General features: G+C 72.4%; 8 protein-coding genes. 5 read left to right on the top strand and 3 right to left on the bottom strand.

Annotation, left to right across the window (positions count from 1 at the left end; genetic code table 11):
- Positions 1-75: 75 nt before the first annotated feature.
- The 5 genes from ACFU7Z_RS30135 (at position 76) to ACFU7Z_RS30115 (ending at position 5,562) form a co-directional block, all read left to right on the top strand.
- Positions 76-1,431 carry a VWA domain-containing protein gene (locus ACFU7Z_RS30135; protein ID WP_049660919.1) on the top strand — a complete coding sequence of 452 codons (1,356 nt, stop codon included), beginning with the start codon at positions 76-78 and terminating at the stop codon, positions 1,429-1,431.
- Between the two features lie 73 nt (positions 1,432-1,504).
- On the top strand, positions 1,505-2,785 hold the full coding sequence (locus tag ACFU7Z_RS30130; protein WP_380780946.1) for an FHA domain-containing protein: 1,281 nt from the start codon (positions 1,505-1,507) through the stop codon (positions 2,783-2,785).
- Positions 2,786-2,986: 201 nt separating this feature from the next.
- A complete protein-coding gene (locus ACFU7Z_RS30125) occupies positions 2,987-3,904 on the top strand; it encodes an ABC transporter ATP-binding protein (protein ID WP_049657872.1) in 918 nt (305 codons plus the stop codon).
- The gene (locus ACFU7Z_RS30120; protein ID WP_079272765.1) at positions 3,901-5,037 is read left to right on the top strand and encodes an ABC transporter permease; all 1,137 of its coding nucleotides are present in this window, start codon (positions 3,901-3,903) and stop codon (positions 5,035-5,037) included. Before ACFU7Z_RS30125 ends, ACFU7Z_RS30120 begins: the two co-directional genes overlap by 4 nt.
- 120 nt (positions 5,038-5,157) lie before the next feature.
- On the top strand, positions 5,158-5,562 hold the full coding sequence (locus tag ACFU7Z_RS30115) for a globin (protein ID WP_049657871.1): 405 nt from the start codon (positions 5,158-5,160) through the stop codon (positions 5,560-5,562).
- Positions 5,563-5,607: 45 nt separating this feature from the next.
- Here ACFU7Z_RS30115 and ACFU7Z_RS30110 read toward each other — a convergent pair whose 3' ends face one another.
- From ACFU7Z_RS30110 to ettA, 3 genes are all read right to left on the bottom strand, one after another.
- The gene (locus ACFU7Z_RS30110; protein WP_074005626.1) at positions 5,608-6,294 is read right to left on the bottom strand and encodes a hypothetical protein; all 687 of its coding nucleotides are present in this window, start codon (positions 6,292-6,294) and stop codon (positions 5,608-5,610) included.
- 35 nt (positions 6,295-6,329) lie between these two features.
- Positions 6,330-6,773, bottom strand: coding sequence for a thioesterase family protein (locus ACFU7Z_RS30105; RefSeq protein WP_049657866.1), 444 nt, complete (start codon positions 6,771-6,773; stop codon positions 6,330-6,332).
- A 128-nt stretch (positions 6,774-6,901) separates the two neighbouring features.
- The gene (gene ettA, locus ACFU7Z_RS30100) at positions 6,902-8,566 is read right to left on the bottom strand and encodes an energy-dependent translational throttle protein EttA (protein WP_380780944.1); all 1,665 of its coding nucleotides are present in this window, start codon (positions 8,564-8,566) and stop codon (positions 6,902-6,904) included.
- Positions 8,567-8,826: the final 260 nt, after the last annotated feature.

Here is an 8,826-nt window from a genome sequence, read left to right as displayed (position 1 = left end):
CGCCGGCCCCGCCCGGCGGGCCGCCCCACCGTCCTGAGCACGTCCACCCCTCACCCGACGGGAGCCGACCGCCCCATGGCAACACTGGCGAAGCCGAACCTGCCCAGGTTCAACGTGGAGATCTTCCAGAACGAGTACCTGGCCGACGGCGCCCGCGAGGTCAACGCCATCGTCACCGTCACGGCGACCGGCGGCGGCACCTCGGGCGGCCGGCCCCTCGGCTTCGCCGACGCCACCGCGGCGGGCGCCGGCACCGCGGCGGCCGTGGTCGTCCTGGTGGACTGCTCGGGCTCGATGGACTACCCCAAGACCAAGATCAACGGCGCCCGCGAGGCCACCGCCGCCGCCATCGACGCGCTGCGCGACGGCACCGCCTTCGCCGTCGTCGCCGGCACCCACGAGGCCCGCGACATCTACCCCGGCGACGGCACCCTCGCCACCGCCTCCGCCACCACCCGCGCGCAGGCCAAGGAGTCGCTGCGCCGGCTCACCGCGGCCGGCGGCACCGCGATGGGCACCTGGCTGGCCAAGGCCGACCAGCTCTTCCTCACCCGCCGCGACATCGCCATCCGGCACGCCGTCCTGCTCACCGACGGCAACAACGAGCACGAGTCGGCCGAGGACCTGGCCCGCACCGTCGAACGGGTGACCGGCCACTTCACCGCCGACTGCCGCGGCGTGGGCACCGACTGGCGGATCGACGAGCTGCGCCGCATCTCCTCGGCGCTGCTCGGCACCACCGACATCGTCGCCGAGCCCTCCGGCCTGGCCGAGGACTTCCGCTCGATGATGGCCGGCGCGATGGGCAAGCAGGTCGCCGACGTCGCGCTGCGGATCTGGACCCCGGCCAACGCCAGGGTCCGGTTCGTCAAGCAGGTCGCCCCCGCGGTCGAGGACCTGAGCTCCCGCCGCACCGAGGCCGGCCCCCGGGCCGGCGACTACCCCACCGGCTCCTGGGGCGACGAGAGCCGCGACTACCACGTCTGCGTCGAGGTCCCGGCCGCCTCGGTCGGCAACGAGATGCTGGCCGCCCGGATCAGCCTGGTGCTGCCCGAGCAGGTCGCCGGCGGCACCCCCGAGGTGCTCACCCAGGGCCTGGTCAAGGCGGTCTGGACCGACGACCTGGCCTCCTCCACCCGGATCAGCCCGCAGGTCGCCCACTACACCGGGCAGGCCGAGCTCGCCTCCTCCATCCAGGAGGGCCTGGAGGCCCACCGGGCCGGGGACGTCGACCGGGCGACCGCCAAGCTGGGCGCCGCCGTCCGGATCGCCCACGCGACCGGGAACGAGGGCACCTACAAGCTGCTCCAGAAGGTGGTGGACGTGGTGGACCCGAAGGAGGGTACGGTTCGGTTCCGTAAGAACGTGAGCGAGGCCGACTCGATGACCCTTGAGACCCGGTCGACCAAGACGGTACGTGTGAAGAAGTGACCGCTGAAGACGTGACCGGGCCGGCACCCCGGCGCGACGCCGCACGGAGCCGGCCCGAAACGAGGGGGACCTGATGCCGATCTGCCCGAGGGGCCACGAGTCGCAGGCCGAGGACTGGTGCGACTTCTGCGGCTTCCCGATGACTCCGCCGGCCCCTGCGCCGGGGGCGCACGGAGGCTACCCGGGGGCGCACGGGGGCGAGCCCGCGCCCGGCGCGCACTCCGGACACCCGGGGTACGGCGGCGCCTCCTTCGGCGCGCCGCCGCCTCCGCCGCCGATGCCGCCGGGGGCCGTCCCGCCGCACGGGGCCGTCCCGCCGCAGGCCGGCCTGGTGCCCCCGGGCCGGCACGGGGCCGTACCCCCGCACGGGGCCGTCCCGCCGCAGGCCGGACCGCAGGGCCTCACCGCGGGCCTGGCCGTCTGCCCGATCTGCCGCAGCCCGCAGACCGGACGGTTCTGCGAGGAGTGCGGCTACGACTACGAGCTCTCCACGCCCTCGCGCCGCCAGGTGCCCGGCGCGGCACAGCAGCAGCAACAGCCGCAGCAGCAGCCGCCGCTGAACATCCCGGCCTCCTACGGCGGCCCCCCGCCGCAGCAGGCCCAGCACGGCCACGCCCAGGCCGGTCAGCCGCCGCACGGCCACGCCCCGGCGGGACAACCGCCGCACGGCCAGCCGCCGTTCGGCCAGCCGCCGGCGGCCCAGCAGGCCGTCGCCCCGCCCGTCCCCCAGCAGCCCCAGGCCCCGGCGCACCAGCACACCTACGGCTACCCGCCGCCCGAGGGCGCGTTCCCCGACACCTCGGTGCGCGAGGACTCCGGCCCGGTGTACGCCCAGCCGACCGGCCCCGGCCCGAACAACCGCGGCGGCGACTTCGGCACCTCGTTCAACCTGGCCCCGCCCGTCCCCCAGCAGCCCCAGGAGACCGCCCCGGCCGAGCCGGTGCGGACCAACTGGATCGCCGTGGTCTCGGCCGACCGGGACTACTTCACCGACATGATGGCCCGCAGCGGCCCCGAGGCGGCCGGCCTGTTCTTCCCGCCGTACTGCCCCGAGCGCCGGATCCCGCTGACCGGCCGCGGGCAGCTGCGGATCGGGCGGCGCAGCCAGCACCGCGGCACGGTGCCGGAGATCGACCTGTCCGTCCCGCCGGAGGACCCGGGCGCCTCGCACCAGCACGCGCTGCTCGCCGAACAGGCGGACGGCAGCTGGGTCCTGGTGGACCAGGACTCGACCAACGGCACCACCATGAACGGCGGCGCGGAGCCCGTCCCACCGCACACCGCCGTGCCGCTGAACGACGGCGACCGGATCCACATCGGCGCCTGGACCACCATCACCGTGCACCGCGGCTGACCGGCCGTCGGTCGGAGGGGATTCTCCGACTGAAAACCCGTCAAATCGTTACCTGACCACACGTCGGTGACAACTCCGGCCGGGCCGGGCGGAATTCGACATCCGCCCGGCCCGGATTTGTTTGGACCATCCTCAAAATATCCGCAAATTCGCCGCCGCGGGCGTGCGCCGGAGCCTTCCCTGCCCCTAGGCTCAGGCCACATGACTGCTGCTATATCCGCTGACGGCATCCGCCAGCGGTACGGGGATGTGCAGGCCGTCGACGGGGTGTCGTTCACCGTCGAGGCCGGCGAGTTCTACGGGATCCTGGGCCCGAACGGCGCCGGGAAGACCACCACGATGGAGATCCTGGAGGGCGTCCGGAAACCGGACGAGGGCCGGGTCGAGCTGCTGGGCATGGCGCCCTGGCCGCGAAATCCGAAACTGCTGCCGCGAATCGGCGTGCAGTTCCAGGCCTCCGCTTTCTTCCGGAAACTGACGGCCCGGGAGACCATCCGCACCTTCGCGTCGTTCTACGGGGTCGGCCCCAAGCGGGCCGACGCGATGCTGGAGCGGGTCGGCCTCTCGGACAAGGCCGAGACCCTGACCGACCAGATGTCCGGCGGCCAGGCCCAGCGCCTGTCGATCGCCTGCGCGCTGGCCCACGACCCGGAGCTCGTCTTCCTGGACGAGCCCACCACCGGGCTGGACCCGCAGGCCCGGCGCAACCTCTGGGACCTCCTGCGGGACATCAACGCCGAGGGCCGAACGGTCGTGCTGACCACGCACTACCTGGACGAGGCCGAGGTGCTCTGCGACCGGGTCTCGATCATGGACCACGGCAAGATCCTGCACACCGGCGCCCCGGCGGCGCTGATCCGCGAGATCGACGACACCGTCCGGATCAGCGTGGCCTCCGGCCAGCTCCCGCTCGAGCGCGCCCGGGAGCTGCTGACCGCGGCCGGCGCGGAGATCGCCACCCTGGAGGACGACAGCGTCTCGCTCTCCGTCTCCACCCGCCTCCCGGCTCCGGTGCTCAGCGTCCTCGCCGAGCAGAACGCGCTGCGCGGCCTGGAAGTGCGCGGCGCCACCCTGGAGGACGTCTTCCTCCAGCTGACCGGACGGGAGTTCCGCGCATGACCGCCACCACCCCCACCGAGCCGCAGGCCCCCGCCCGGCGCGGCGGCCCGGCCGCCGGCGAGCGGGAGCGGGTCAGCGCGTTCTGGAGCCTGTCCCGCGCCATGCTGCTCGGGATGAAGCGCGACCGCACCGCGGCCTTCTTCATCCTGCTGTTCCCGCTGGTGTTCCTGGTCTTCTTCGGCTCCGTGACCAAGGGCTCCGGCAGCCCGCACGCCAAGGTGGCGCAGGTCGGCGCGGTGAAGCTGTTCGACTCGATCCAGGGCGAGGACCGGGCCGGGCTGGACAAGGTCCTCACCATCACGAAGACCGACGACGAGGCCGGCACGCTGGAGAAGGTCCGCAAGGGCGACTACGACGCGCTGATCAAGCAGGGCCCGAACGGCACGGTCGAGCTGCGCTACACCGCCGCCGACCAGGTCCGGGCCGGCGCGCTCCAGGGCATCCTCAACTCGGTGGTCCAGAGCGCCAACCAGGCCGCCACCGGGCAGAAGCCGGCCTTCGTGCTGGACTCCCAGCAGGTCGAGGACAAGTCGCTCAAGCCGATCCAGTTCCTCACCCCCGGCCTGCTCGGCTGGGCCGTCGCCACCGGCGCGGTGTTCGGTGCCGCGCTGACCCTGGTCAACTGGCGCAAGACCAAGGTGCTGCGCCGGCTGCGGCTGGCCCCGCTCAGCGCCGGAACCGTGATCAGCTCCCGGATCCTGGTCTCGCTGCTGACCGCGTTCCTGCAGACCGCCGTCTTCCTGGTGGTCGCGACCGGCTTCTTCGGGCTGAAACTCACCGGCAACTGGTGGCTGGTCATCCCGCTGGTGGCCTGCGCGACGCTCGCCTTCATGTCGATCGGCCTGCTGGCCGGCTCGGTCGCCAAGACCGAGGAGGCGGCCAACGGCATCTCGCAGATCATCGTGCTGCCGATGTCCTTCCTGTCCGGCTCGTTCTTCCCGCTGGACGGCGCCCCGGAGTGGCTGAAGGCCGTCTCCAAGGTCATGCCGCTGCACTACCTGGTCGAATCCGCCCAGTCGGTGCTCACCCGCGGCGGCGGCGTCATGGACGCCGTGCCGACCATGGGCGGCCTGCTGCTCTTCGCGGCCGTGCTGACCGGCATCTCCTGGAAGCTGTTCCGCTGGGAGGACTGACCGTCCGGCGCTGATCTCCTACGCCGACGTCCGTGCCGACGTCCGCCGGTCTCCTCCCGACGGGGTCGTACGCCTTTGGTCCCGGTGTACGACCCCGTCGGCGTCTGCGACCATGGTCGGGTGAGAGAGATCCGGCGAGGCACGTTGAGCGAGGAGACCTTCTACGACCAGGTCGGCGGTGAGCCGACCTTCCGGCGGCTGGCCCACCGGTTCTACGAAGGCATCGCCGAGGACGAGTTGCTGCGGCCGATGTACCCCGAGGAGGACCTCGGGCCCGCCGAGGAGCGGATGGCCCTCTTCCTGATGCAGTACTGGGGCGGCCCGCGCACCTACAGCGAGCGGCGCGGCCACCCGCGGCTGCGGATGCGGCACGCGCCGTTCAAGGTCGACAAGGCCGCGCACGACGCCTGGCTCACCCACATGCGGGCGGCCGTCGCGGACCTGGAGCTGCCGGCCGAGCACGAGCAGCAGCTGCTCGAGTACCTGGTCTACGCCGCCGCCTCGATGATCAACACCCCGGGCTGAGCCCGGAGCGCTCCTCGGCGGGGCGGGCCGGGCCCCGGACGGCCGTTACCGGAGCGGGCTGAGGCCCAGCCCCGCGCCCGGCGCGGCCGCGGTCCGCACCACCACCGAGCCCACCGGGGAGCTCAACCGCAGCCAGCCGCCCGCCCGGTGCACCGAGAGCGGCGCCTCGGGGCTCAGGAAGCCGATCCGGTACGAGGCGTGCACGGCGCGCAGCGGCAGCTCCGGCAGCACCGAGACCGGACGGGACCACACCTCGTCCGCCAGCCGGTCCAGCACCGCGCGGGTGCGGTGGTGCTCCGGGACGGCCTCGCTGCGCTCGCGGAACTCCCCGACCGCCGCCATCAGTTCGCGGCACACCTCGGCCGCCGGCGGGGTGCCGACCGGCCGCCAGCCGGTGCGCGGCGGCAGCAGCCCGGCCCAGGCCGGACCGGTCACCGGCGCGGGCAGCGCGACGGCGCCCGACCCGGCGTCCACGCCGTCCAGCAGCTGGCCCGCGGAGACGGTCAGGTCCACCGGCTCGTCCAGACCGTCCAGCCGGGCCGTGCGGATCGCCAGCACGCCCGAGTCGCCCAGCGGCAGCCGTCCGAAGACCGCCAGCACACCGTCCCCCTCGCCCGGGCCCACCGCCTGGATCCGGACGGCCGCCGCCCGGTCGAAGCGCAGCAGGCGCAGCAGGAAGGCGGAGAGGTCGGCGGCCTCCCCGGTGTCGGTCAGGGCGAGACGGGCGGTGATGGTCACAGTGGTTCAGCTCGAATCGTCGGGTGCGGTCAGACGGCGGCGACTACCGGCTCTTCGTCCATGAAGCGGCCGAGGAACTCCCGCTCCACCGGCGAGATCCGGCGCGGCCTGCCCTCGGCCAGGTCGTAGGGGACGACCACGGTGGACGCCCGGACGTACACGATGTCGCCGCCGTCCTCGGCGACGTCCTTGATCTCGTACGAGACGGTCAGCGAGGCGCCGCCGATCTTCGTCACCCAGGTCTCGATGGTGACCGGCTCGGGCCGGTGCACCAGCGGACGCTTGTAGTCGATCTCGTGGCGGGCCACCACCGAGCCGCCCGCGAACTCCCCGGCACCGGCCGCGGCGGCCTGGGTGAACATGAAGTCGATCCGGGCCTCCTCCAGGTAGCGCAGGAAGACCACGTTGTTGACGTGCCCGAAGGCGTCCATGTCGGACCAGCGCAGCGGGCAGGCGTAGATGTGGCGAGCCACGGGAGTTCTCCTCGGTGTCCGGTCGCCCGCCGCCGTCCACCGCCGGGGCGGCGGTCGGTCGGCGACGGGCCGCGGCCCGGCAGGCCGCCCCGGAGGGCAGTCTGCCGGGCCGTTGTGACGGCTGGGTGTCAGCCTCGGGTCAGCTTCTTGTACGTGGCCCGGTGCGGACGGGCGGCGTCGGCGCCGAGCCGCTCGATCTTGTTCTTCTCGTACGACTCGAAGTTGCCCTCGAACCAGAACCACTTGCTCTCGCCCTCGTAGGCGAGGATGTGGGTGGCCACCCGGTCCAGGAACCAGCGGTCGTGGGAGATGACCACGGCGCAGCCGGGGAACTCCAGCAGGGCGTTCTCCAGCGAGGAGAGCGTCTCGACGTCGAGGTCGTTGGTGGGCTCGTCGAGGAGCAGCAGGTTGCCGCCCTGCTTGAGGGTCAGCGCCAGGTTCAGGCGGTTGCGCTCACCACCGGAGAGCACGCCGGCCGGCTTCTGCTGGTCCGGGCCCTTGAAGCCGAAGGCCGACACGTAGGCGCGGGACGGCATCTCGACCTGGCCGACGTTGATCCAGTCCAGACCGTCGGAGACGACCTCCCAGAGGGTCTTCTTCGGGTCGATGTTGGCGCGGGTCTGGTCGACGTAGCTGATCTTGACCGTCTCGCCGACCTTGACCGTGCCGCTGTCCGGGGTCTCCAGGTCCTGGAGCATCTTGAACAGGGTGGTCTTGCCGGCGCCGTTCGGGCCGATGATGCCGACGATGCCGTTGCGCGGCAGGGTGAAGCTCAGGTCGTCGATCAGGACCTTCTCACCGAAGGCCTTGTTGAGGTTCTCGACCTCGATGACGATGCTGCCCAGGCGCGGGCCCGGCGGGATCTGGATCTCCTCGAAGTCCAGCTTCCGCATCTTGTCCGCCTCGGCCGCCATCTCCTCGTAGCGGGCCAGACGGGCCTTGGACTTCGCCTGGCGGCCCTTGGCGTTGGAGCGGACCCACTCCAGCTCCTCCCGGAGCCGCTTGGCGCGCTTGGCGTCCTTCTGCCCCTCGACCTTCAGGCGGGACTGCTTGGACTCCAGGTAGGTGGAGTAGTTGCCCTCGTAGCCGATCGCGCGGCCGCGGTCGAGCTCCAGGATCCAGCCGGCCACGTTGTCCAGGAAGTACCGGTCGTGGGTGACGGCGACGACGGTGCCGGGGTACTTGGCCAGGTGCTGCTCCAGCCAGTTCACCGACTCGGCGTCCAGGTGGTTGGTGGGCTCGTCGAGCAGCAGCAGGTCGGGGGACTCCAGCAGCAGCTTGCAGAGCGCCACGCGGCGCTTCTCGCCACCGGAGAGCTTGGTGACCGGCCAGTCGCCGGGCGGGCAGCCCAGGGCGTCCATGGCCTGCTCCAGCTGAGCCTCCAGGTCCCACGCGTTGGCGTGGTCCAGCTCCTCCTGGAGCTTGCCCATCTCGTCCAGCAGGGCGTCCGAGTAGTCGGTCGCCATCAGCTCGGCGATCTCGTTGAAGCGGTCGAGCTTCCCCTTGATCTCCTTGACGCCGTCCTCGACGTTCTCCAGGACGGTCTTGGTCTCGTCCAGCGGCGGCTCCTGGAGCAGCATGCCGACGGTGAAACCGGGCGAGAGGAAGGCGTCGCCGTTGGAGGGGTGCTCCAGGCCGGCCATCATCTTCAGCACGGTGGACTTACCGGCGCCGTTGGGGCCCACGACGCCGATCTTCGCTCCGGGGAGGAAGCTGAGCGTCACGTCGTCAAGGATGACCTTGTCTCCGTGAGCCTTGCGCACCTTGCGCATCGTGTAGATGTATTCCGCCACGTGAGATCGCTCCGGCGTCGTCGGGAGTATTCGGCTTGCAGCCTTCCATTGTGCCGCACCCGGCCCTGAGGCCCGAATCGCCTGGATGACCCCACCGGGGTATCCGGAAGCGCTCCCGCCCGCCCCGGCCCCGCCGCCCGGACCGCGGCCGCCCGGCGCCCCCGCTCCCGCCCTCCCGGCCGCCTCTCCGCGGCCGGCACCCGCCCACCCCGGGCCCCACCGCCCCGTGGCCGACGCCCCCGGGGGCCCGCCCGGGAAAC

Source organism: Kitasatospora sp. NPDC057518, from assembly GCF_042802075.1.
Lineage (GTDB): Bacteria > Actinomycetota > Actinomycetes > Streptomycetales > Streptomycetaceae > Kitasatospora.
The sequence above is the reverse complement of the archived record's forward strand: the minus strand, read 5'-3'. Positions and strand labels throughout refer to the sequence as shown.

Bases quoted from the DNA above. Each gene is read 5' to 3' on its own strand.
- ACFU7Z_RS30135 (WP_049660919.1), top strand. From the start codon at position 76: ATGGCAACACTGGCGAAGCCGAACCTGCCCAGGTTCAACGTGGAGATC.
- ACFU7Z_RS30130 (WP_380780946.1), top strand. From the start codon at position 1,505: ATGCCGATCTGCCCGAGGGGCCACGAGTCGCAGGCCGAGGACTGGTGC.
- ACFU7Z_RS30125 (WP_049657872.1), top strand. From the start codon at position 2,987: ATGACTGCTGCTATATCCGCTGACGGCATCCGCCAGCGGTACGGGGAT.
- ACFU7Z_RS30120 (WP_079272765.1), top strand. From the start codon at position 3,901: ATGACCGCCACCACCCCCACCGAGCCGCAGGCCCCCGCCCGGCGCGGC.